Source organism: Clavibacter sp. VKM Ac-2873 (assembly GCF_015351075.1).
Classification (GTDB): domain Bacteria; phylum Actinomycetota; class Actinomycetes; order Actinomycetales; family Microbacteriaceae; genus Clavibacter.
Genome location: NZ_JADKRS010000001.1, coordinates 1,406,323 through 1,427,939, shown reverse-complemented (window position 1 = coordinate 1,427,939; position 21,617 = coordinate 1,406,323). Strand labels below are relative to the sequence as shown.

Below are 21,617 nucleotides of genomic sequence, written 5' to 3'. Positions count from 1 at the left end.
TGGACGCATGGTGAAGCAGGTCTCCGACATCCACGATCCCACCCGCTGGCGCGACGTCCCCCTCGCGGAGGCCTTCAGCGACATCACCTACCACCACGACCTCACGGGCCGCATCGCGCGCATCGCGTTCGACCGGCCGGAGGTGCGCAACGCCTTCCGGCCGCGCACGGTCGACGAGCTGTACCAGGCGCTCGACGACGCGCGCCAGGATCCGCGCATCGGCGTCGTGCTCCTCACCGGCAACGGCCCGAGCCCGAAGGACGGCGGCTGGGCGTTCTGCAGCGGCGGCGACCAGCGGATCCGCGGCCGTGACGGCTACAAGTACGGCGAGGGCGAGACGGCCGAGGGCGTCGACCCGGCCCGCGCCGGACGCCTGCACATCCTCGAGGTGCAGCGCCTCATCCGCTTCATGCCGAAGGTCGTCATCGCGGTCGTCCCCGGCTGGGCGGCCGGCGGCGGGCACTCGCTGCACGTCGTGTGCGACCTCACGATCGCCTCGGCCGAGCACGGGCGCTTCAAGCAGACCGACGCCGACGTCGGCTCGTTCGACGGCGGGTACGGATCCGCGTACTTCGCCCGCCAGGTCGGCCAGAAGTCCGCGCGCGAGGTGTTCTTCCTCGCCGAGGAGCACAGCGCCCAGCGCATGTACGAGATGGGCGCCGTGAACCGCGTCGTGCCCCACGCCGAGCTCGAGGCCACCGCGCTCGGGTGGGCCGAGACGATCCTCGGGAAGTCGCCCACCGCGATCCGCATGCTCAAGTTCGCGTTCAACGCGGTCGACGACGGCATGGTCGGCCAGCAGGTGTTCGCGGGGGAGGCCACGCGCCTCGCCTACGGCACCGACGAGGCCGTCGAGGGCCGCGACTCCTTCCTCGAGAAGCGCGCGCCCGACTGGTCGCCGTTCCCGTGGCAGTTCTGATCCGGGCGGGCCTGGCGCCGTGAGGCGGCTCGCGCGGCTGACCGCGTCCGGCGCCGAGGCGCTGCCGCTCCTCCGCGCGGCGCTCGCGGGCGACGGCCCGGCGCTGCTCGCGCGGCCGGTGGACGCGCCCGTGGCCGCCGGGGATCCGCCCGCGCCCGACGAGGTCGAGCGCCGCGTCGCGCTCGTCGTCGAGACGTCCGGCACCACATCCCGGCCCAAGCGCGTGGCGCTCTCGTCGGACGCGCTGCTGGCGAGCGCCGCCGCGTCGCAGGCCGCCCTCGGGGCACCGGGGCAGTGGATCCTCGCGCTCCCCACCCACTACATCGCCGGCCTCCAGGTGCTCGTGCGCTCGATCGCGGCGGGCACGGCGCCGGCGGTGCTCGCGGCCGGCAGCTTCGACCCGCGTGCGTTCGCGGAGCTCGCGGCGTCGATGGACGCTCGCGTGGCCCGCTACACGTCGCTCGTGCCGACGCAGCTGCACCGGCTGGTGGAGGCCGCGGAGGGCGCGGAGGGCGGTGACGCAGGCGGCGACGGGCGCCGCGTCCGCGACGCCGTCCGCCGTCTCGACGCGATCCTCGTGGGCGGCCAGGCGACGCCGCCGCACCTGGTCGACCGCGCGGCCGAGCTGGGGTGGCGCGTGGTCCGCACCTACGGATCCAGCGAGACCGCGGGCGGCTGCGTCTACGACGGCGTGCCCGTCGCGACCGCCGACGTCGCGATCGTCGACGGGCAGGTCGAGCTCGCCGGGCCGATGCTCGCGGAGGGCTACCTCGGCGACCCGGGCGCGACCGACGCGGCGTTCGGCGCGCACGACGGCCGCCGCTGGTACCGCACGGGCGACGGCGGCGAGCTCGTGGACGGCGTACTGCGCATCACCGGGCGGCTCGACGACGTCGTGATCTCCGGGGGCGAGAAGCTGCGGCTGGCCGCGGTGGAGGAGGCCGTGCGCGCGCTCGCCGCGTGGGAGCCGCGCCTCGGCGAGGCCGTCGCGGTGCCGGGCGAGCACGCGGGCTGGGGGCAGCGGCCGGTGGTGTTCGCGCCCGGCCGCGTGGATCCCGAGCTCGCCGAGCGCGTGCGGCGCGAGCTCGCCGCGCGCCTCGGCCGGGTCGCGGGATCCGCCGTCGTCCGCGGCATCGACGCCCTGCCGACGCTGGCGTCCGGCAAGCCCGACCGCCGGGCGCTGCGGGCGCTGGCCGATGCGGATCCGGCCGCCTGAGCCGCCGCGCCTCCCGCCCCGGGCATGACGAGGGGCCGGATGCCCGGCACCCGGCCCCTCGCCTCTCGGGACGGACGTCCCTCGAGGAAGTCCTACTTCCTGAAGACGTCCTTCACGTTCTCGCCGGCCTGCTTGGCGCTCGCCCCGGCCTGCTTCGCTTCGCCCTCGGCGACCTTGCTGTCGTCGCCGGTCAGCTTCCCGAAGGCCTCCTCGGCCTTCCCCGCGAGCTTCTCGCCGGTGTTCTGGGCCTTGTCATCCGCACTCATATGGGCTCCTTCGTTCGGTGGATGGGACGTCTCCGACGCTACGCCCGCCCGCCGCCCCCGTCACCCCTCCCGCCGGACGGACGGCCCGTCGCCGCCCGGAGGATCCCGCGCCGCCCGTGGGAGGATGGGCGCATGGCCACCCGCACCCCCGACGCCCGCGCGAAGGGGCTCCTCTCCTGGCTGATCCTCGCCGTCGGGGTCGTCATCGCCGCCTTCACCGTCGCGATCCTCGTGGCCGCCGTCGAGGCGGACGGCGTGGGCGAGGTCACGTGGACGCTCGTGGCGGGCGGCGTCGCCACCCTGGTGGCCGCGCTCGCGTTCGTCGACCAGCGCCGCAAGGTGCGCGCGACGCGGACGGCGGAGCTCGCGGCGGCATCCCGCGGGGACGCCGACGCCGCGATGCCCGGGGACGACGCCGTCAGTCGATGAGCCGGAGCGCCACGAGGCGCTCCAGCGCCGCCTGGCCCGCCGGCGGGCAGCGGTCGGCGTCCGCGGATCCGACGAGCTCCACCTCGGCCACCTCGCCCGACGCGACGGGCTCCTGCCGCGTCCCCTCGCGGGGTTCCGCGCGGTAGACGGTCATGCTCACGAGGCGGCCCGCGTGCACGCCGTGCGCGTCGGCCAGCACGGTGAAGAGGTCCTCGATCGTGGCGGGGTCGATGTCGAGCCCGACCTCCTCGGCGGCCTCCCGCACGAGCGCCTGCCGCGTGCCCTCGCCGGGCTCGATCTTGCCGCCCGGGAGGTAGAGCACGTCGTGCCCCTCGACGCGGACCATCAGCACGCGGCGGTCGCGGATGAGGGCGAGCGCGGCGACGCGGAGCGGGCGCTCGTCGGGGCCGCGGCGACGGGCGGCGTCCCCGGGGCCATCGGCGTCGAGCTCGTCCAGCTCGTCGAGGTCGTCGTCATCGTCGTCGAGGACCGGGACGGCGGGTGGCGCCGCGGGGTCGGGGGTCGAGGTCACGCGGTCCTCCTACAGTCCGTCGAGGCTCTTCCGAGCCGCCCACTCCACGTCGAGCAGCGCGACGACCACGGTATCGGCCCACGCCCCGCGGGCCCATCGATCGTGCACCAGGAGGGCCTCCCGCCGCATGCCGAGGCGCTCGGCCAGCCCGAGCGCCGCCGTGTCCGCGGCATCCACCCGGCACGCGACGCGGTGCACGCCCGCCTCGGCGAACGCGAGCTCGAGGATCCGGTCGGCCGCCTCCGCCGCGAGGCCGGCGCCCCGCGCGTCCTCGTGCAGGACCACGCCGAGCTCGGCCTGCCGTGCGCCCGGATCGCGCAGCAGCAGGTGCACCTCGCCGACCACGCGCGACCACCGCTGGCCCTGCGCGGGCAGCTCGATCGCGAGGGCGAGGCGGTCGCCGACGTCGGCCAGCCGGGTCCAGGCGAGGCGATCGGCGAGCATGCGGGCGGGGTCGGCCGCGGATCCGGCGAGGTGCGGCCGTGCTCCGGGGGACGCCGCGTACGCCTCGATCGCGACCACGTCGTCGGGTGCGAACGGCCGCAGGGCGAGCCGTGCGGTGCGGACGGGACCACGCACCTCGACCGGGTCGAGCGCGGGCAGGTCGCCGTCCATCGGGATCCGCGGGTCAGGTCGTCGCGGGCGGGGTCGCCGCCCACTCGTCGGCCAGCACGGCGTAGTAGAGGCTGTCGACCCACTCGCCCTTCACGAGGTGCTCCTCGCGGAAGCGCCCCTCGCGGCGCATGCCGAGGCGCTCGGCCATGCGCGCGGACGAGGTGTTGCGGGCGTCGAGCTGCGCGAGGACGCGGTGGGCGCCCGCGCGCTGGAACGCGATGTCGAGCATCGCGCGGCTGGCCTCGGTGGCGTAGCCGCGGCCGGCGAAGTCCGGGTTCATGACCCAGCCGATCTCGAGCTGGCGCGAGGCCGCGTTGCGGAGGAGGAGGGACACGTCGCCGACGACGCGGCCGGATCCCGCGCGCGGGTTCAGGCTCGGCTCGCCCGGCAGCTCGACCGCGAGGCCGAGGAAGTCGTTCGACTGCTCGAGCCGCGTCTTCCGGCGCCGGGCCGCGAGGTGGCGCTTCGACGCCTCGCGGTCGCGGAGGGGCCAGAACATGTACTCGACCACGTCGGGCCGGCGCTGGATGTCGGCGTAGTCGTCGAGGTCGTCTGCCGTGTACGGCCGGATCACCAGGCGCTCGGTGCGCACGGGCTCCGTCATCCTGAGCGGCGCGTCGAGGCGCGGGCCGCGGAGGATGCGGGGCCTCACGACGCCTGGCCCGCCTCGGCCGAGCGGGGCAGCGCGACGGCGACCGGGGAGGACACCGCGGCGGGCAGCTCCACGTCGAGGCCGAACAGCGCCTGCACGGCGTCGACCACGCGAGCGCCCTCGCCCTGGCGCGCGAGCTCGCGGGCGCGGACGGAGGGCTGGTGGACGAGGACGCTGACGAGGTGCCGGAGCGCCTTCTCGGTGGCCTCGGAGGAGTCGCCGCGCTTGCGGACCCGCTCCAGCTCGCCCTCGAGCACGTCGAAGATGTGGGTGCGGAGGGCGACGACGGCGGGGGCCACCTCGTCCTCGGCGCTCGCGGCGCGGAACTCGGCGGCGGCCGTGCTGACGATCTCGCGGGCGTCGTCCGTGGCGGTGAGGTCGCGCAGCGGCGCGTGCAGGCTGATGGTCTCGAGGTCGAGCAGCTCGACGCCCTCGACGGTGACGACGTCCGGATCCACGTTGCGGGGGAGCCCGAGGTCGATGACGAGGCGGCGGCGGCCGTCGCCCGACACCGCGGCCGCGCCTTGCATGTGGTGCGCGGCGAGCACGGCGGTGGGTGCGGTGCTGCAGGTGACGACCATGTCGGACGCGGCGAGCGCCTTCAAGAGGTCGGGGCCCTCGACGGCGGGGATCCCGTGCGGGCCCGCGAACTTCCGCGCGCGGCCCGAGGGGGAGTAGACGTGCACGTCGACGACGCCGCGGTCGCGGAGGGCGGCGAGGCTCGCCCCCGCGTACGCGCCCGTGCCGACGAGGAGGACCCGGGTGGCCGACCAGTCGGCGATGCGGCTCTCGGCGAGGTCGAGCGCGAGCCGGACCATGGACCGACCGGCGCTCTGCAGGCCCGTGCGGGTCTTGACGCCGCGCGACGTGTTGGAGGCGGTCTGGAAGAGGCGCTCGAGGCCGGTGCTCGTGGTGCCGCCGGTGCGCGCGCCCTCGAGCGCGCGGCGCACCTGGCCCGCGATCTCGCCCTCGCCGACGACGACGGACTCGAGCCCGGAGGAAACGGCGAACAGGTGCTCGGCGACCGCATCGCCGCACATGACGTCGACGCTGCAGCGGACGTCGTCCCGGGCGATGCCGCTGGCGCCGCTGACCACGTCGACCGTGGCCTCGACGGCGAGCGCGCGGGCCGCGGTGAGGGGCTCCTCGACGTCGAGGTAGGCCTCGAAGCGGTTGCAGGTGGCGAGGACGACGGCCCCCGCGATGAAGTCGTTCTGCGCCATGAGGGTGCCGGCGACGGAGGGTGCGGCCACGGACAGCTTCTCGAGGACCTCGAAGCTGGCGTTGTGATGACTCGCCGTCAGACATATGAGCACGCTCCATGGTAAACCTCCCGGCCGGGTGCTCCGGGTCGGTGAGGGCACCCTGGCTAGGTCGGGCGGGCGTCCCCAGCCCGGCGACCGCGCAGGCGGGGGATGCGATGATCTCCTCCGTGATCACGCCCAGCTCCTCGTCTTCCTCCGCGCCCTCGTCCGCCGTCGTCCCGCTCCCCGCGGAGCACCCGCTCAACACGCGCACCGCGTCGTCGCTGCTCGTCGAGGCGTACCGCGGCCATCGCGGAGGACGGGCCCCCGTCTGGTTCATGCGCCAGGCCGGCCGCTCGCTGCCCGAGTACCGCGAGCTGCGCGTGGGCACGCGCATGCTCGACGCGTGCCTCGACCCGGAGATGGCCAGCGAGATCACGCTGCAGCCCGTCCGCCGCCACCACGTGGACGCGGGCATCTTCTTCAGCGACATCGTCATCCCGCTGAAGCTCGCGGGCGTCGGCGTCGACATCGTCGCGGGCCGAGGCCCGGTGCTCGAGAAGCCCGTGCGGACCGCGGCCGACGTGGCCGCGCTGCCGTCGCTGGATCCGGCCGCGCTCGAGCCCATCCGCCAGGCGGTCGCGCGCACGGTCGCCGAGCTCGGCGACACCCCGCTCATCGGCTTCGCGGGCGCGCCGTTCACGCTCGCCGCCTACCTCGTCGAGGGCGGGCCGAGCAAGGACCACATCGCGGCGCGCGGCCTCATGCACGCGGATCCCGACGCGTGGGACGCCCTCATGCGCTGGTGCGCCGAGATCACGGGCGTCTTCCTGCACGCGCAGGTCATGGCCGGCGCCTCCGCCGCCCAGCTCTTCGACTCGTGGGCCGGCGGCCTCTCGCTCGCCGACTACACCCAGCGCGTCGCCCCCGCGTCCGCGCTCGCGCTCGACCACGTGCGCACGATCACCGCGGCGGACGGCCGCACGGTGCCGCTCGTCCACTTCGGCGTCGGCACGGGCGAGCTGCTCGGCGCCATGCACGACGTGGGCGTCGACGCGGTGGGCGTCGACTGGCGCATCCCGCTCGACGAGGCGTCGCGCCGGCTCGGCGGATCGGTGCCGGTCCAGGGCAACATCGACCCGGCGCTCCTCGCGGCCCCGTGGCCGATCCTCGAGGCCCACGTCCGCGACGTGCTCGAGCGCGGGAAGGCGGCGCCGGCCCACGTGCTCAACCTCGGCCACGGCGTGCCGCCCGAGACCGACCCGACCGTCCTCACGCGCATCGTGGACCTCGTCCGTGGCTAGCGACCCGCGGCAGGCCGCCGGCGAGGTCGACCCGACCGACGTCGTCGTGATCGGCGGCGGCGTGGGCGGCCTCATCGCCGCCCGCGCGTGCGCCCTCGCCGGCAAGCGGGTGATCCTCGTGGAGGCGTCCCCGGCGCTCGGCGGCACCGTCGGATCCCACGTGGTCGACGGCCTCCGACTCGACAGCGGCGCCGAGAGCTTCGCCACGCGCCGCGGCACCGTCGCGGCCTTCCTGGGCGAGCTCGGCCTCGCCGACCTGATCGTCCAGCCCAACCCGGACGGCGCGTGGGTGCAGCTCGCCGAGCGCGCCATCCAGCTGCCGCGCACGGGCCTGCTCGGGATCCCCGCGCACCCGTTCGACTCCACCATCGCCACCGCGATCGGCCGCGCCGGCGTCGCCCGCGCCAAGGCCGACCTCCTCCTCCCCGCCGCCGTCGGCGCGAAGGAGCGCACGCTCGGCGGCCTCGTCCGCGCCCGGATGGGCGACCGCGTGGTCGACCGGCTGGTCGCCCCCATCGTCTCCGGCGTGCACAGCGCGCACCCCGACGAGGTCGACGCCGACGCCGTCGCGCCCGGCCTCCGCGCCGGCCTCGCCGAGCAGGGGTCGCTGGGGCGCGCGGTCGCGTCCATGCGCGCCGCGTCGCCCGCGGGATCCGCCGTCAGCGGCATCGTCGGCGGCGTGCACCTGCTCGTGGACGCGCTGGTCGCCGACCTCGCGCGCCTCGGCGTCGACGTGCGCACCTCGCTCGCCGCCCGGTCCGTGCACCGGCACCGCTCGCACGAGGGCGCGGCCGCGAACGACGACTGGCACGTCGAGCTCGCCGACGGCCGCGGCATCGACGCGGCCGGCGTGGTCCTCGCGATCCCCGCGGCGGGGCTCATCCACCTCTTCTCGGGTCTCGCGCCGCGCGCCGTCACGGAGGGCTGGCCCGCGCCGTCCTCCGTCGAGCTGGTCACGCTCGTCGTCCGCGCGCCCGAGCTCGACGCCGCTCCCCGCGGCACCGGCGTGCTCGTCGCGGCCGACGCCCCGGGGATCCGCGCCAAGGCCCTCACGCACGCCACCGCGAAGTGGCCGTGGCTGAAGGAGCTGGCGGGCGACCGCCACGTCCTCCGCCTCTCCTACGGGCGCGCGGGCGGCGACGACGACACCGCGGCCGTCCCCGACGAGGAGCTCACCGCGATCGCCGTGCGCGACGCGTCCGCGCTGCTCGGGGTGGACCTCGCGGGCCGCGTCACCGGATCCGCCCGCGTGCGCTGGACCAACGCCCTCCCGTTCGCCGCGTCCGGCCACCGCGAGCGCGTGCAGGCCGTGCGCGACGAGGCGGCCGAGCACCCGGGGCTCGAGATCACCGGGTCCGCCGTCGCGGGCACCGGGCTCGCCTCCGTGGTGGCCGACGCGGAGGCCGCCGCGGCGCGCCTCCTGGCCGGCTGATGGGCGCTCGTCGCCCCGCGTGGCCGGGCACCGACCGCCCCGTCGCCCCCGACCACGCGGCTGCGCCGGAGGGATACGCTGGACCGACGTGTGCTGCACGTGCCCCCTCAACGATCGGAGATCTCCCATGAAAGGCAAGCTTCTCTTCGTCGCCGGAGCCGGTGTCGGCTACGTCCTCGGCGCCCGCGCCGGACGCAAGCGCTACGAGCAGATCCGCACGAACGCCAAGAAGGTCTGGGACGACCCGAAGGTCCAGCGCCAGGTCGACAACGCGGCCGGCTTCGTGAAGGACCACACCCCCGACGTCGCGCACGCGGTCGTCGGCGGCGCCAAGAAGGTCGTCGGCACCGTCACCGGCGGCAAGAAGGACTCCGCGAGCGGCTCCACCCCCTCGAGCGCGTCCGCCACCCACCACCCGACCATGGACCCCGCCTCGCCCGAGCCGAACGGCTCCGGCACCTCCCGCTGACCCGCACGCCCATCCCCAGGAGGGAAACCCGCATGACGGATCAGGATCTCAATCCGAAGAGCAAGCGCTCGCTCGTCCGGCTCGTCGCCGACCTGCCGACGCTCATCGTCCAGCTGATCAAGGACGAGATCGAGTCGTTCAAGAACGAGCTCGTCTCCAAGCTCAAGCACGCGGGGATCGGCGCCGCCTTCCTCGTCGTGGCCCTGTTCTTCGCGCTCATCGCGTTCCTGGTGCTCGTCGCCGCCGCGATCCTCGGCCTGTCCGAGGCGTTCTCGCCGTGGCTGTCGGCGCTCATCGTCGCCGGCTTCTTCCTCCTCGTCACGGTGGTGCTCGCGCTGCTCGGCATCCGCTGGATCAAGAAGGGCGTCCCGCCGACGCCCGAGGAGACGGTGGACAGCCTCAAGGAGGACGTCGACGCGGTGAAGGGGACCGGCAAGTATGACCACTGATCGCCCCCGCCCCACGGGACCCCGCTCCCGCACCGAGCTGAAGCTCGACATCCAGCACACGCGCGAGGAGATCTCCGCGACGCTCGACGCCCTCGAGGCCAAGCTCAACGTCCGCCGCCGGGCGAAGGAGGGCATCGCCGACCTGCGCCGGCGCATCCGCCGCACGGCCGACGAGGACCCGCTGCTCCTCGTCGCCGTCGGGGTCGGCGCGGTGGTCGTCGTCGGCGGAGTGGTCTGGGCCGTGGCCCGCGCCGCGCGCCGCTGACCCGCCGGTCGGGGGTCCGTGATGGCCGAGGGGGGATCCGCCCGCCTGCGCCGCCGCGAGGCGCGTGAGCCGGGGTCCCTGGGCGCGCACCCGCTGCTGCTGCCGGGGCTCGTCGGGCTCGGCGGCTCGCTGCTCGTCCTCCTGGCCTCGTTCGTGGTCGGCCATGCGCCGGCCGAGTCGGAGCTGTCGCGGACGCCCGTGATCGGCGCCCTCCGCGTCTCGCCCCTCGCGACGAGCATCGCGTCCATCGGGGTCGTGGTGGGCGGCGTGATGCTCGTCTCCGCGTGGCTCCTCCTCGGTGCTCTGCTCCCGCGGCTCGGCCAGGCGGGCCTCCGTGCCACGCTCCGGCTCGCCGCGATCTGGACGGCCCCGCTCCTGTTCAGCGCGCCGCTGTTCAGCCGTGACATCTACTCGTACATCGCGCAGGGGCGCGTGCTCGGCGCCGGCCTCTCGCCGTACGAGCACGGGCCCGCGGTGCTGCCCGACTGGCGGAGCACGGGCGTCGACCCGCTGTGGGCGCACAACCCCGCCCCCTACGGCCCGCTGTTCCTCGCGATCGAGCGCGTCGTCGGCGCGATCGACGACGCCCTCGGCGTCGAGGTCGCGGTCCTGGCAGCCCGCGGCGTGGCCGTCGCGGGCGTGGTCCTGATGGTCGTGTGCGGCCTGCGCATCGCGCGCCGTCGCCGCATCGACCCCGTGCGCACGGCGTGGTTCCTCGCCGCCAGCCCGCTCGTGACCTTCAACTTCGTGGTGGCCGCGCACAACGACGCGCTGATGATGGGGCTCCTGGTGGCGGGCCTCCTCGCCGCCATCGACTCCCGGCCCGTGCTCGGCGTGCTGCTCGTGACGTGCGCGGTGGCGGTCAAGCCCATCGCGCTCCTCGCCCTGCCCATCGTCGCCATCGTGCACGCCGAGATGCGCGCCCGTCGCGTCGACGACCGGGCGCCGGAGGGCGTCGCCGTCGACGGGTCGGCGGGCGGCGTCGTCGGCCTCCGACCGCCCACGCGCGACCCGCGGGTCTGGGCGGCGTGGACCGCGTCCGGCATCGCCGCCATGGGCCTCCTCGCGCTCGGCGGCCAGCTGCTCGGCGTCGGCCTCGGCTGGATCTCCGCGCTGTCGAGCCCCGTCTCCGTCGTCTCCTGGTTCATGCCGTTCGGCGTGGCCGCGGGCGCATTCGGGCCGCTGGTCGAGGCGCTCGGCGGGCCGGGCGGCGCGGTCGAGGGCGGGATCAAGACCGCGGGCATCCTGCTCGGCTTCGCGGGCGCCGCCTGGTGCATCCTCACGACCCGCACGCTCTCCGGCGAGGCCCGCCTCGCGCTGGCGTTCGTCTGCATCGTCGCCATGTCGCCCGTCGTGTACCCCTGGTACGGCCTGTGGGTGCTCGTGATCCTCGCCGTGGTCGGCATCGCCGACGGCGCCGCCATGTCGCTCGCGGTCTCGGCGACCGTGTTCCTCGTCGGCGTCAACCTGCTGGAGCCCATGGCCGTCGTGCACTCCGTCGCCTCCGGCTGGCCGCGGGTGCTGGTCGTCGTCGTGGCGGTCGTCGGGATCCTCGGCGTGCTCGCGCCGGGGTTGCAGGGGCTCGCGGGGACCGATCCGTTCCGGGCGCTCCGGGCGCCCCGCCACCAGTTCTCCGCCGCCCGGCAGCCCCCGGCCTGACGCCCGGCGCGTCGACGGGAGCACCCCGCGGGAATGCGCGCGGACGCCGCGGACGTTCCCCGGTGACACCACCGACGGGAGCTCGACCATGGACACCGACCTCGACTGGCACGACCTGATCCGCCGGGCCCACGGCGGCTTCGCCGACCGCCTCGCCGCCGTCACCGACTGGACGGCGCCGACGCCCGACGTGGAGTGGGACGTGCGCGAGCTCGTGGCGCACGTCATCGAGGAGCAGCAGTGGGTGCCGCTCCTCCTCGCCGGCCACACGACGGAGACCGGCCAGCCGCTCATCCGCGACCTCGACGACGACCTCGTGGCCGAGTGGGGCCGCTACTCCCGCGAGGCGCTCGCGGCGTGGGAGGGCGTCGACCCGGAGCGGCCCGTGCTGCTGTCGACCGACCGCGTCCCCGCCCGGGAGTACCTCCGCGAGCAGCTGTCCGACGTGGTGATCCACGGCTGGGACCTCGCGCGCGCGGTCGGCGTCGACGAGCGCATCGACGACGAGCTGGTGCGCGCCACGTGGACGGTCTTCGCCCCGCAGAAGGACACGCTGGAGGCCAGTGGCCTCTTCGCGTCGCCCGTGCCGGTCGCCGAGGACGCGCCCCTGCAGGTCCGGCTGCTCGCGCTGACGGGCCGCGACGCCCGGTAGGCCGCGAATGATCTGACGGCCGTCCGCCCGATGCATGGGCGGGGTCCCCGCGCGACGTACCATGGAGATCATGAGCATCCCGGCTGCCGAGTCGGCGGCATCTCAGGTCCCCCCGATCGAGTCCCCCGGAGAGGCCCGTCCTGACGACGGGTCCACCCCCGAGGCATCCCCCAGCGGCTACGCCCTCTGGGCGGTCCTCCGCCGCGATCCCGCCCGCCCCGACGACCTCGACGGCCGCGAGGTCCCGGGCGCCGTCGACGAGCTCGACGGCATCGTCCACATCGTCGAGGCCGAGGGCGTCACCGTCCGCGGGTTCTACGACGTCTCGGGCATGCGCGCGGACGCCGACCTCATGGTCTGGATCCACGGCCCCCAGATGGAGACCCTCCAGTGGGCCTTCCGCGAGATCCGCCGCGCGCGCCTCATCCGCGCGCTCATCCCCTCGTGGAGCGCCGCGGGCGTCCACCGCGATGCCGAGTTCAACCGCAGCCACGTGCCCGGCTTCCTCCGGGGCGAGGAGCCGCGCGACTGGCTCTGCGTCTACCCCTTCGTGCGCTCCTACGAGTGGTACCTGCTGCCGCCCGAGGAGCGCGGGCGCATGCTCGCCCAGCACGGCCGCCAGGGCGCGGCCTTCCGCAGCGTCGTCGCCAACACGGTCTCGTCGTTCGGCCTCGGCGACTACGAGTGGATCCTCCCGCTCGAGTCGAACGAGCTCGTCGACCTGGTCGACATGATGCGCGACCTGCGCAACACGGACGCGCGCCGTCATGTGCGCGAGGAGGTCCCGTTCTACACGGGCCGCCGCATCACCACCGCCGAGCTCGTGGAGGTCCTCCAGTAATGGCCGCAGTGAACCTGGGTCGCAAGCCCGCCCCCGCCACCGACGCCCCGCGCGCCCCCGGAGCCCTCGTCTCCGCCGCGAGCGAGGCCGCGAAGATGGGCCCCGCGCACGTCGAGGAGCCCGTCGCCTACGACGCCATCCTGCTCGCCTCCTTCGGCGGGCCCGAGGGCCAGGACGACGTCATCCCGTTCCTCCGCAACGTCACCGCGGGTCGCGGGATCCCCGAGGAGCGCCTCGAGGAGGTCGCCCACCACTACCGGGCCTTCGGCGGCATCAGCCCCATCAACGAGCAGAACCGCGAGCTGAAGGCCGCCCTCCAGGCGCGCCTCGCCGAGCGCGGCATCGACCTGCCCGTGCTGTGGGGCAACCGCAACTGGGGTCCGTACCTCAACGACGCGCTCCGCGAGGCCGAGGAGAAGGGCTACCGCCAGCTCATCGCCGTCGCCACGAGCGCGTACAGCTCGTACTCCTCGTGCCGCCAGTACCGCGAGGACTTCGCGGACGCGCTGGAGGACACGCAGCTGCAGGGCGTCGTGCGCATCGACAAGGTGCGCCAATTCTTCGACCACCCGGGCTTCGTCACGCCGTTCATCGAGGGCACGCGCGACGGGATCCGCGACGTCGTCGCCCACTTCGAGGCCGAGGGCGCGCCCGTCGACCTCGCGACGGACGTCGAGATCCTGTTCTCCACGCACTCCATCCCGTCGTCGGACGCCTCCAAGTCCGGCCCCGCCGAGCGCGGCTTCGACGAGGACGGCGCGTACGCGGCGCAGCACCTCGCCGTCGCCGAGGTCGTCATGCACGAGGTGCGGAAGGAGCTCGGCATCGACCAGGACGTGCCGTGGCAGCTCGTCTACCAGTCGCGCTCCGGCCCGCCGTCCATGCCGTGGCTCGAGCCCGACGTGAACGACGCCATCGGCGAGCTGCCCGCCCAGGGCCGCCGCGCCGTCGTGATCGTGCCGCTCGGCTTCGTGAGCGACCACATGGAGGTCAAGTGGGACCTCGACAACGAGGCCACCGAGTCCGCCGCCGAGAACGGCCTCTACTCGGTGCGCGTGCCCACGCCGGGCGTGCACGCCGCGTACGTGGACGGCCTCATCGACCTCGTGCTGGAGCGCCGCGACGGCGTGAAGGCGGCCGACCGCCCCCACATGACCGACCTCGGACCCTGGTACGACGTGTGCCGCCCGGGCTGCTGCGAGAACGTGCGGCTGGGCTTCAAGCCCGCCGTCTCCGGGCTGGCACCGTGACGGACGGTCCCACGACGTCGGCTCCGGCGACGACGCTCCGCATCGGGACCCGGGGGAGCGCGCTCGCCCTGGCCCAGACGCGGGCGATCGCCGCGGAGATCACCGACGCGTCGGGACTCGAGGTCGAGCTCGTGCCCGTGACCACGCACGGCGACACGTCGCGCGAGTCCCTGTCGAGCCTCGGCGGCACGGGCGTGTTCGCCAGCGCGCTCCGGGAGTCGCTCCTCCGCGGCGAGTGCGACCTCGTGGTCCACTCGCTCAAGGACCTGCCGACCGCGCCCTACGCGGGACTGACCGTCGCGTCGGTGCCGGCGCGGGAGGATCCGCGCGACGTGCTCTGCGCGCGCGACGGCCTCACGCTCGCGACCCTGCCGCGCGGTGCCCGCGTCGGCACCGGATCCCCGCGCCGTCGCGCGCAGATCCTCGCCGAGCGCCCGGACCTCGACGTGGTCGACATCCGCGGCAACATCGACACGCGGCTCTCCCGCGTGACGGCGGGCGACCTCGACGCCGTGGTGCTCGCCGCCGCGGGCCTCGAGCGCATCGACCGCATCGACGCCGCCACCGAGCACCTCGAGCTCGACCGCTGGCCCACCGCCCCCGGACAGGGCGCGCTGGCCCTCGAGATCCGCACGGAGGACGCCGAGACGCACTCGGTCGTCGGCCGCGCCGTGGAGGCCGTCGATGACCCGTTCACCCACGCCGCCGTCCTCGCGGAGCGCGGCGTGCTCGCCGCGCTCGAGGCCGGGTGCGCGGCGCCCATCGGCGCCTGGGCCACCGTCACGAGCGCCCGCCTCGCCCTCACCGCCGTGGTCTACCGACCCGACGGCACGCAGCGCATGGCCGCGAGCCACGAGCTCGACACCGCGGGGCTCGACCTCGCCCAGCTGGGCGCATCCGCCTCCGCGCTCTCGGGGCCCGTGTCCCGCGAGCTCCTCGACGCCGGAGCGGCCGATCTCGCGCCGCTGGGAGGGACCCGATGACCTCGACAGACCAGAAGCCCCTGAAGGGCTGGCGCGTGCTCGTGCCCCGCGGCGGACCGTGGGGCGACGGGGTCGCGTACGACCTCCGCGCGCAGGGCGCCACGCCCGTCGTCGCGCCCATGATCAACTTCGCCGCGACGCAGGACGCGCAGGCGCTCGAGTCGGCGCTCGCCGACCTCGCCGCGGGATCCTTCGACTGGCTCACCGTCACGAGCGCCACCACGGTCGACGTGCTGTCCTCGCATCGCGCGGTCGTGCCCGAGGGCACGCGCATCGCGGCCGTCGGCGAGACCACGGCCGCCGCGCTCGTGGCGGCGGGCTACACGGTCGACTTCGTGCCGTCCATCGACTCCTCGGCCACCGCGCTCCTCGAGGAGTGGACGGAGATGGCCGCCGGATCCCCGCTCCGCCGCGTGCTCACGCTCCGCTCCGAGATCGCGAAGCCGACGCTCACCGACGGGCTCATCGCGCGCGGGCACGACGTCCGCTCGGTCGTCGCGTACCGCACCGTCGGCGTGCCCGTCAGCGACCGGATCCGCGAGGACGTGACCTCGGGCCGCGTCCGCGCCATCCTCGTCACGTCGGGCAGCGTCGCCGAGCAGGTGCACGAGCAGCTGGGCGACGTGCCCGACGGCGTGCTCATCGCCTGCATCGGCCCGCGCACCGCGAAGGACGCGCGCCGCTCCGGCGTGCGCGTCGACGTGGTCGCCTCCGAGCGCTCGGCCGCGTCGCTCATCCAGTCGCTGGTCGAGATCGCCCGCCACGAGGAGCCGCGCGCCGACACGGCGGGGCTCACCGGCCTCGCCGACCTCCTCGATCGGAGCACCACCGAATGACCTCCCCGTACTACCGCCCGCGCCGCCTCCGCACCTCCCCGGCGATGCGCCGGCTCACGGCGGAGACGCGCCTGCACGCGGCCGACCTCGTGCTGCCGATGTTCGTGCGCGAGGGCCTCACGGAGGCGTCGCCCATCACGTCGATGCCCGGCGTCTCCCAGCACTCGCTCGACAGCCTGCGCCGCGCGCTCGTCGAGGCCGCCGAGGCGGGCATCGGCGGCGTGATGCTGTTCGGCGTCCCCTCCGTGCGCGACGCCGAGGGCTCCGGCGCGAGCGACCCCGACGGGATCCTCAACGTCGCCACGCGCGTGGCGATCGAGGAGGTGGGCGACGCGCTCGTCGTCCAGACCGACCTGTGCCTCGACGAGTTCACCGACCACGGCCACTGCGGCGTGCTCGACGCCCACGGCGTGGTCGACAACGACCGCACCCTCGACCGCTACCGCGCGATGGGCCTCGCCCAGGCGGAGGCGGGATCCCACCTGCTCGGCCTCAGCGGCATGATGGACGGCCAGGTCGCCGCCGTGCGCGAGGCCCTCGACGACGCCGGGCACCACGACGTCGCGATCCTCGCCTACGCCGCCAAGTACGCCAGCGCCTTCTACGGGCCGTTCCGCGAGGCCGTCGACTCGCAGCTGGTCGGCGACCGCCGCACCTACCAGATGGACAACGGCAACCGCCGCGAGGCGCTGCGCGAGGTGGAGCTCGACATCGAGGAGGGCGCCGACGTCGTCATGGTCAAGCCCGCGATGAGCTACCTCGACATCCTCGCCGACGTCGCCGCGACCAGCAGCGTGCCCGTGTGGGCGTACCAGATCTCCGGCGAGTACGCGATGATCGAGGCCGCCGCGCAGAACGGGTGGATCGACCGCGAGCGCGCCATCGAGGAGAGCGTCCTCGGCATCACGCGCGCCGGCGCCGACGCGGTCCTCACCTACTGGGCCGTCGAGCTCGCCCAGCGCCTCGCCCGGCGCTGAGCCGCGCCGCCGCCCCACCTCATCGCCGGACCCGCATCCGGCCCGCATTCCGAGCGGTTCCCCGCCCGGCACCGAAGGACATCACCGTGACCCACTCCCAGGACCTCTTCGACCGCGCACGCGACGTCATCCCGGGCGGCGTGAACTCGCCCGTCCGGGCCTTCGGCTCCGTCGGCGGCACGCCCCGCATGATGGTGAAGGCCGCAGGCCCCTACGTGACCGACGCCGACGGCGTCGAGTACGTCGACCTCGTCAACTCGTGGGGCCCCGCGATCCTCGGCCACGCCCGCCCCGAGGTCGTGAAGGCGGTGCAGGACGCCGCCGCCCTCGGCCTCGGCTTCGGCGCGACGACGCCCGCGGAGACGGAGCTCGCCGAGCTCGTCACGGAGCGCGTGCGCGTCGCGGGCGTCGACGGATCCCCGGACCGTCGCCCCATCGAGAAGCTCCGCCTCGTGTCCACCGGCACCGAGGCCACCATGACCGCGATCCGCCTCGCGCGCGGCTTCACGGGCCGCGACCTCCTCGTGAAGTTCGCCGGCCACTACCACGGCCACTCCGACAGCCTCCTCGCCGAGGCGGGCTCCGGCGTCGCCACGCTCGCGCTGCCCGGTTCCGCGGGGATCCCCGAGGCCATCGCCGCGCAGACCGTCGTCGTGCCCTACAACGACCTCGATGCCGTGCGCGCCGTCTTCGCGGAGCACGGGCCGCGCATCGCCGCCGTGATCACCGAGGCCGCCGCCGCGAACATGGGCGTCGTGCCGCCGCTGCCCGGCTTCACCGCCGAGCTCGCGCGCATCGCCCACGACAACGGATCCCTCCTCATCTCCGACGAGGTGCTCACGGGCTTCCGCGTGCACCCCGCCGGCTACTGGGGCCTCGACAACGCCGGGCTCGCGGCCGACCACCCCGACGCCTGGACCCCCGACCTCGTCACGTACGGCAAGGTCATCGGCGGCGGCCTCCCCGTCGCCGCGCTCGGCGGCCGGGCCGACGTGATGGACCACCTCGCGCCCCTCGGCCCCGTCTACCAGGCGGGCACGCTGTCCGGGAACCCGGTCGCGGTCGCCGCGGGCCTCACGACCCTCCGCCTCGCGGACGACGACGTGTACCGCGCGCTCGACATCGCCGCCGACATCCTCATCTACGCGGTGCAGCTCGCCTTCGACCGCGCGGGCCTCGCCTACTCGGTGCAGCGGGCCGGGAGCCTCTTCAGCTTCACGTTCGGCACGCCGCCCGAGCACGGGATCACCGACTACGCGACCGTGCAGGCGCAGGAGACCTGGCGCTACCCCGCCTTCTTCCACTCCATGCTCGACCAGGGCGTCAGCCTGCCGCCGTCGGTCTTCGAGGCCTGGTTCGTCTCGGCCGCCATGGACGAGGCGTCGCTCGACCGCGTGATCCGCGCCCTCCCGGCCGCCGCCCGCGCGGCCGCCGCGGCGACCCCGCCCGCGTAGGCGCCGCCCGCGTGCACGGTCAGAGCGTGATCGCCGCGAACCGCTCCAGCTCGACCCAGCCGTCGCGGCCGTCCGCCGGAGTGCCCTGGCGTGCCGTCGCCGGCACGCCGAGCCGGTCGGCCGCGGCGAGCTGCGCCACGTCGTAGCCCGTGAGCGCGCCGATCTCCGCGACGGCGACCTGGTAGGTGCGGTACGGCCCGAGCTCGGGCGCCTCCGCCGTCGCGGTCGCGCGGTCGAGGTCGCCGAGCTCCGGCGCCTGGTCGAGCAGGTAGGCCGTGGCCGCGAGCCGGTCGCCCGAGACCCAGGCCGCGATCTTCCAGAACATGAGCGGGATCCGCACGCCGCGGTACACGGGGTCGTCATCCGAGAAGACGGGGCCGGTGAGCACCGTCATGCGCCGGTCGCCGAGGTCGGCGTTGTCGAGCACGTAGTCCTCGAGGCCGAGCCACAGCTCCTTGGACTGGTTGAACTCCGCGGCCTGCGGGGCCGCGTTCGTGTAGACGAAGGTGTCGGCGCTCGCGCGGGCGGCCTCCGCGATGTCGCCCCATACCGGATCCCGCCGCCGCACCAGGTGCCCGCGGTCGATGTCGTTGCGCGCGTACAGCTCGGGGCCGCACTGCTGCTCCTCGTGCAGGCGCGGATCCAGGTGCCAGTCGTCGGAGCGCTCCACGTCGACGAGGCGGGCGCCGTCGATGTTCACGGCGGTGAGGGCCGCGAGGCGCCGGTCGGTGTCCATGAGCACGGTGAAGTGCAGGTAGTCGAGCCGCACGGGCCGCGCGTCGGCCGGGGCCTCCGGCAGCGGGAGGGCGATGGGCAGGAAGTCGAGGTCGTAGCCGTCCATGCCCGGAGCCTATGCCCGGCCTCGGACGCCCGACCGGCCGGCCGGGTGGACGCTCGGGGGCCGGCGGGCGACGGGAGGGAGGATCAAGCCCGGCGGAGGGGGGAGGCGGTGCGGCCGCGGGCGAGCTCCGCGAACACGTCCGTGGTGAGCCGGTACGCGTGCTCGACCTCGGCGACGACGCGGGCCCGTTCGTCGTCGTCCCACGGCGCCTGGTCCAGCGCCTCCCGGTAGGTGCCGCAGAAGCGCCGCGGCTCCGCGATCTCCGCGAAGAGGTACAGGCCGACGCCGTTGGTGTCGAAGCCGAACTGGCGCTGCAGGAGCGAGCGCAGGAGCCGACCGCCCGACAGGTCGCCGAGGTAGCGCGTGTAGTGGTGCGCGACGAAGCCGCCGACCCAGACCGAGGCGACCCGCTCGATCCGCTCGACGTACGCGGCGGTGCTCGCGAGCGGCCGCACGACGTCGCGCCAGTCGGGCCCGACGAGGAAGTCGAGGTCAGCCTCGATGGCGGGCAGGCGCGTGAGGCGGGGGCTGATGAAGCGCGCGGCCACGGGATCCGCCGCCATGCGCTCGGTCGCGGCCTCGATGGCGCGGTAGATGAAGTAGTGCTGGGCGACGAGGGCGACGTAGTCGTCGCGGCAGCCGCGTCCGGTGACGAGGGCGGTCATGAAGTCGTCGGCGTCCGGCGTCTCGGCGCGCGGTCGTGCCCGGTCGCGGAGGGCCTCGGTGAGGGAGACGACGGTCATGATGTAGGTGAGCCTAACCTCATCTGCCGCTCGCGCGGAAGGGGGCGGCGGTCACGATCGGGGCCGGCCGGCCGCGCCTCAGGAGGCGGCGGCGAAGAAGACGAGGCCGAGCAGCGGCGGCACGCCCTGGACGAGCGCCGGGATGAGGTACTTCTTGCCCGTGCTCGCGATGATGATCGAGGCCAGCACCATGCACGCGGTCGTGAACAGCACGAGCGTGAGGCCGGCGGGCACGTTGCCGACGAAGTAGAGGATCAGCCCGAGGCCGGCGCCGAGCGCGAGGAAGAGGTTGTAGAAGCCCTGGTTGTACGCCCACGGCTTGATGATGAGCGCCTTCTCCTGGTCGGCGACGCCGAAGCGCTTCCAGGCGAACGGCTTCTCGAACCAGACGCTCTCGAGGAGGAAGAAGAACGCGTGCAGCAGCGCCGCGAGTCCGACGAAGATGGTGCCGGTGGTGGCGACAGCGGTCATGATCCCTCACTCCGGCGGCACCGTGCCGCGTCGGGCCCAGGCTAGCGCGGGCGGGGGTCGCGCCGGTGCCGTGGTAGGTACGCGCCGAGCGGTCAGGCGCGGACGTCCACCACGACGCGTCCGCTCGACGTGCCCGCGAGGATCCGCTCGCCGGCGGCGATCGCGCCGTCCAGCGGCACCGTCGTCGTGAGGGAGTCGAGGAGCGCCGGGTCGAGGTCGGCGGCGAGCCGCGCCCACGCCTCTTGCCGGAGCGCGGCCGGCGCCTCGACCGAGTTGATGCCCGCGAGCGTGACGGCGCGGAGGATGAAGGGGAGGACCGTGCCCGGCAGGTCCGGCCCCTGCGCGAGGCCGGCGGCCGTGACGACGCCGCCCCATCGGGTCTGCGCCAGGACGTTGGCCAGGGTGGCGCTGCCGACGCTGTCGACGGCCCCCGCCCAGCGGATGCGCTGCAGCGGCTTGCCGGGCTCGCCCAGCTCGGCGCGGTCGATGACGTCGGCGGCGCCGAGCGCGCGCAGCCGGTCGCCGAGCTCGTCGACGCGGCCGGTCGAGGCGACCACGCGGTGGCCGAGGCGCGCGAGGAGGGCGACGGCGATGGATCCGACCCCGCCGCCCGCGCCGGTGACGAGCACGTCGCCGGATCCGGGCTCCACGCCACCGCGCTCGAGCGCGAGCACCGAGAGCATCGCCGTGAAGCCGGCGGTGCCGATGGCGGCGGCGCGTACCGCGGAGATGCCGTCGGGGACGCGCACGAGGGATGCGGCCGGGACGCGCACGCGCTCGGCCAGCCCGCCGTCGCGGCTCTCGCCGAGGCCGGCGCCGTTCATCACGACGAGGTCGCCGGGGGCGACGGCGTCGGATCCGCTCGCCGCGACGGTGCCGACCGCGTCGATGCCGGCCACCAGCGGACTCGTGCGCGCGATGCCCGGGCGGCCGCCGAGCAGCATGCCGTCCTTGTAGTTGACGCTCGAGAAGAGGACGTCGAGCGCGACCTCGCCGACGCCGGGGCCGGCCGCACCGCCCGTCGCCCGATCGTCGGGGAGGTCGCGCAGCGCGACCCCGATGCCTGTCGTGCCGTCGTCGGCGACGGTCTGCTCGGCCACGAGCGCGCGGTACGTCAT

The 21,617-nt window shown here is 75.0% G+C and carries 25 protein-coding genes; 16 read left to right on the top strand and 9 right to left on the bottom strand.

The annotated features are described in order from the left end of the window. Nucleotides 1-7: 7 nt before the first annotated feature. Together ITJ44_RS06630 and ITJ44_RS06625 are read left to right on the top strand one after the other, a co-directional pair. A complete protein-coding gene (locus ITJ44_RS06630; protein ID WP_194633914.1) occupies nucleotides 8-919 on the top strand; it encodes a 1,4-dihydroxy-2-naphthoyl-CoA synthase in 912 nt (303 codons plus the stop codon). 19 nt (nucleotides 920-938) lie between these two features. Next, nucleotides 939-2,135, top strand: a complete 1,197-nt coding sequence (locus tag ITJ44_RS06625; RefSeq protein ID WP_194633913.1) for an AMP-binding protein — start codon at nucleotides 939-941, stop codon at nucleotides 2,133-2,135. Between the two features lie 92 nt (nucleotides 2,136-2,227). Here ITJ44_RS06625 and ITJ44_RS06620 read toward each other — a convergent pair whose 3' ends face one another. Beyond that, the gene (locus ITJ44_RS06620) at nucleotides 2,228-2,401 is read right to left on the bottom strand and encodes a CsbD family protein (protein WP_011931801.1); all 174 of its coding nucleotides are present in this window, start codon (nucleotides 2,399-2,401) and stop codon (nucleotides 2,228-2,230) included. Nucleotides 2,402-2,533: 132 nt separating this feature from the next. On the opposite strand from ITJ44_RS06620, the gene ITJ44_RS06615 reads away from it, so the two are divergent. Further along, nucleotides 2,534-2,830 (top strand): hypothetical protein, encoded by a 297-nt coding sequence (locus ITJ44_RS06615; RefSeq protein WP_194633912.1) that lies wholly within the window; start codon nucleotides 2,534-2,536, stop codon nucleotides 2,828-2,830. Here ITJ44_RS06615 and ITJ44_RS06610 read toward each other — a convergent pair. From ITJ44_RS06610 to ITJ44_RS06595, 4 genes are read right to left on the bottom strand one after another with little or no spacing between them, the layout of a single operon-like run. Next, a complete protein-coding gene (locus ITJ44_RS06610; RefSeq protein ID WP_194633911.1) occupies nucleotides 2,820-3,362 on the bottom strand; it encodes an NUDIX domain-containing protein in 543 nt (180 codons plus the stop codon). The genes ITJ44_RS06615 and ITJ44_RS06610 overlap by 11 nt on opposite strands. A gap of 9 nt (nucleotides 3,363-3,371) precedes the next feature. Next, the gene (locus tag ITJ44_RS06605; protein WP_194633910.1) at nucleotides 3,372-3,977 is read right to left on the bottom strand and encodes a GNAT family N-acetyltransferase; all 606 of its coding nucleotides are present in this window, start codon (nucleotides 3,975-3,977) and stop codon (nucleotides 3,372-3,374) included. Nucleotides 3,978-3,990: 13 nt separating this feature from the next. Next, entirely contained in the window at nucleotides 3,991-4,629 is a 639-nt protein-coding gene (locus ITJ44_RS06600) for a GNAT family N-acetyltransferase (protein ID WP_370551630.1), read from the bottom strand. Further along, complete coding sequence (locus ITJ44_RS06595) at nucleotides 4,626-5,945, bottom strand: glutamyl-tRNA reductase (RefSeq protein ID WP_194633909.1); 1,320 nt, start codon at nucleotides 5,943-5,945, stop codon at nucleotides 4,626-4,628. Before ITJ44_RS06595 ends, ITJ44_RS06600 begins: the two co-directional genes overlap by 4 nt. 104 nt (nucleotides 5,946-6,049) lie before the next feature. On the opposite strand from ITJ44_RS06595, the gene hemE reads away from it, so the two are divergent. The 13 genes from hemE to ITJ44_RS06530 all read left to right on the top strand — a co-directional run bounded on the left by hemE (nucleotide 6,050) and on the right by ITJ44_RS06530 (nucleotide 18,444). Then, nucleotides 6,050-7,177 carry a uroporphyrinogen decarboxylase gene (hemE, locus tag ITJ44_RS06590; RefSeq protein WP_194633908.1) on the top strand — a complete coding sequence of 376 codons (1,128 nt, stop codon included), beginning with the start codon at nucleotides 6,050-6,052 and terminating at the stop codon, nucleotides 7,175-7,177. Then, a complete protein-coding gene (gene hemG / locus ITJ44_RS06585) occupies nucleotides 7,170-8,609 on the top strand; it encodes a protoporphyrinogen oxidase (RefSeq protein ID WP_194633907.1) in 1,440 nt (479 codons plus the stop codon). The genes hemE and hemG overlap by 8 nt, the downstream gene beginning before the upstream one ends. A gap of 127 nt (nucleotides 8,610-8,736) precedes the next feature. Further along, nucleotides 8,737-9,078, top strand: a complete 342-nt coding sequence (locus ITJ44_RS06580; protein WP_194633906.1) for a YtxH domain-containing protein — start codon at nucleotides 8,737-8,739, stop codon at nucleotides 9,076-9,078. A gap of 32 nt (nucleotides 9,079-9,110) precedes the next feature. Continuing rightward, the gene (locus tag ITJ44_RS06575; RefSeq protein WP_194633905.1) at nucleotides 9,111-9,527 is read left to right on the top strand and encodes a phage holin family protein; all 417 of its coding nucleotides are present in this window, start codon (nucleotides 9,111-9,113) and stop codon (nucleotides 9,525-9,527) included. Next, nucleotides 9,517-9,792: a DUF3618 domain-containing protein gene (locus ITJ44_RS06570; protein ID WP_194633904.1), complete on the top strand. Its 276-nt coding sequence runs from the start codon at nucleotides 9,517-9,519 to the stop codon at nucleotides 9,790-9,792. The genes ITJ44_RS06575 and ITJ44_RS06570 overlap by 11 nt, the downstream gene beginning before the upstream one ends. A 21-nt stretch (nucleotides 9,793-9,813) precedes the next feature. Beyond that, a complete protein-coding gene (gene mptB / locus ITJ44_RS06565; protein ID WP_194634100.1) occupies nucleotides 9,814-11,451 on the top strand; it encodes a polyprenol phosphomannose-dependent alpha 1,6 mannosyltransferase MptB in 1,638 nt (545 codons plus the stop codon). Between the two features lie 88 nt (nucleotides 11,452-11,539). Beyond that, nucleotides 11,540-12,103, top strand: coding sequence for a TIGR03086 family metal-binding protein (locus tag ITJ44_RS06560; RefSeq protein WP_194633903.1), 564 nt, complete (start codon nucleotides 11,540-11,542; stop codon nucleotides 12,101-12,103). Nucleotides 12,104-12,173: 70 nt separating this feature from the next. Then, the gene (hemQ, locus tag ITJ44_RS06555) at nucleotides 12,174-12,944 is read left to right on the top strand and encodes a hydrogen peroxide-dependent heme synthase (RefSeq protein WP_228494507.1); all 771 of its coding nucleotides are present in this window, start codon (nucleotides 12,174-12,176) and stop codon (nucleotides 12,942-12,944) included. Beyond that, nucleotides 12,944-14,194: a ferrochelatase gene (locus ITJ44_RS06550; RefSeq protein WP_194633901.1), complete on the top strand. Its 1,251-nt coding sequence runs from the start codon at nucleotides 12,944-12,946 to the stop codon at nucleotides 14,192-14,194. The genes hemQ and ITJ44_RS06550 overlap by 1 nt, the downstream gene beginning before the upstream one ends. Beyond that, a complete protein-coding gene (gene hemC, locus ITJ44_RS06545; RefSeq protein ID WP_194633900.1) occupies nucleotides 14,191-15,177 on the top strand; it encodes a hydroxymethylbilane synthase in 987 nt (328 codons plus the stop codon). Before ITJ44_RS06550 ends, hemC begins: the two co-directional genes overlap by 4 nt. Then, nucleotides 15,174-16,013 (top strand): uroporphyrinogen-III synthase, encoded by an 840-nt coding sequence (locus ITJ44_RS06540; protein WP_194633899.1) that lies wholly within the window; start codon nucleotides 15,174-15,176, stop codon nucleotides 16,011-16,013. Before hemC ends, ITJ44_RS06540 begins: the two co-directional genes overlap by 4 nt. Continuing rightward, complete coding sequence (gene hemB / locus ITJ44_RS06535) at nucleotides 16,010-16,990, top strand: porphobilinogen synthase (protein ID WP_194633898.1); 981 nt, start codon at nucleotides 16,010-16,012, stop codon at nucleotides 16,988-16,990. The genes ITJ44_RS06540 and hemB overlap by 4 nt, the downstream gene beginning before the upstream one ends. An 86-nt stretch (nucleotides 16,991-17,076) precedes the next feature. Continuing rightward, nucleotides 17,077-18,444 carry a glutamate-1-semialdehyde 2,1-aminomutase gene (locus tag ITJ44_RS06530; protein WP_194633897.1) on the top strand — a complete coding sequence of 456 codons (1,368 nt, stop codon included), beginning with the start codon at nucleotides 17,077-17,079 and terminating at the stop codon, nucleotides 18,442-18,444. Nucleotides 18,445-18,463: 19 nt separating this feature from the next. Here ITJ44_RS06530 and ITJ44_RS06525 read toward each other — a convergent pair whose 3' ends face one another. The 4 genes from ITJ44_RS06525 to ITJ44_RS06510 form a co-directional block, all read right to left on the bottom strand. After that, nucleotides 18,464-19,285, bottom strand: coding sequence for a DNA/RNA non-specific endonuclease (locus tag ITJ44_RS06525; protein ID WP_194633896.1), 822 nt, complete (start codon nucleotides 19,283-19,285; stop codon nucleotides 18,464-18,466). A gap of 83 nt (nucleotides 19,286-19,368) precedes the next feature. Next, nucleotides 19,369-20,028, bottom strand: a complete 660-nt coding sequence (locus tag ITJ44_RS06520) for a heme oxygenase (biliverdin-producing) (protein ID WP_194633895.1) — start codon at nucleotides 20,026-20,028, stop codon at nucleotides 19,369-19,371. Nucleotides 20,029-20,106: 78 nt separating this feature from the next. Continuing rightward, on the bottom strand, nucleotides 20,107-20,499 hold the full coding sequence (locus ITJ44_RS06515; protein ID WP_194633894.1) for a DUF1304 domain-containing protein: 393 nt from the start codon (nucleotides 20,497-20,499) through the stop codon (nucleotides 20,107-20,109). Between the two features lie 92 nt (nucleotides 20,500-20,591). Beyond that, nucleotides 20,592-21,617, bottom strand: coding sequence for an MDR family oxidoreductase (locus tag ITJ44_RS06510; RefSeq protein WP_194633893.1), 1,026 nt, complete (start codon nucleotides 21,615-21,617; stop codon nucleotides 20,592-20,594).